The 741-nt window shown below is 49.7% G+C and carries 1 protein-coding gene; it reads left to right on the top strand.

Features of this window, described 5'->3' with window-relative positions; translation table 11 throughout:
- Window positions 1-741, top strand: a 741-nt coding sequence (locus R7Z50_RS26940) for a 4Fe-4S dicluster domain-containing protein (protein WP_318149674.1), incomplete at both ends; no start/stop codon positions are given.

The following is a 741-nucleotide window of genomic DNA, read 5'->3' as shown; positions in this document are numbered from 1 at the left end:
GGCGATATGGCGGATATGCCGAAACCTGCGTTCAACTCTCGTAAAGAGAAAAAACTGGCGCAGGTTGACCCACTTCATTTTGAAAACATCCAAAAAGTTGCTCGTTCAATCATGCCGGAGTTGACTCCAGCGCAGCGTGAGCAGAGTTTTGCTGAAGTGGAACTGGGCTTTGATAACGAAGAGGCCATGAAAGAAGCGGCGCGCTGCTTAGAGTGTGGTTGCCAAGCGAATACCGACTGTGCCTTGCGAGATTACTCAACGGAATATCATGCCGAGCAACATTTCGATGTTTCCGTGGACGTTTCCTCTGCTAGCGTGATTGGTCATCAAGATTGGCTCGATTTACGTGCGAAAGATCTTCGTCATAAATACGAAGTAGACCGCAGTTCTGAGTTCATTGAATTTGATGCTAACCGCTGCATTAGTTGTGGTCAGTGTATTCAAGCATGCCGTGAGCAAGCGGTACATGGTGTGTTGAGTTTTGTGTCGGATAAAAATGGCCGACCAGCTTTACGCCCAGATGATCGCCCACGATTCCGCTCCGATGAAAAAGGCGTAGGTTGCAGCGGTTTGACGCTCATGGGCGATTCAAAATGCGTGCAATGTGGGGCGTGTGTTCAGGCATGTCCAACGGGCGCGATGGTGGACAGCCGTGACCGCTCTCAAGGCAGAACCGAACAGCTAAAAGCCGTCGATACCATTTGTACCTATTGTGGTGTGGGTTGTAAGTTGACCATGTTT

Source organism: Vibrio sp. 1249-1 (genome assembly GCF_033340495.1).
This window is presented reverse-complemented; position numbering and strand designations above follow the sequence as displayed.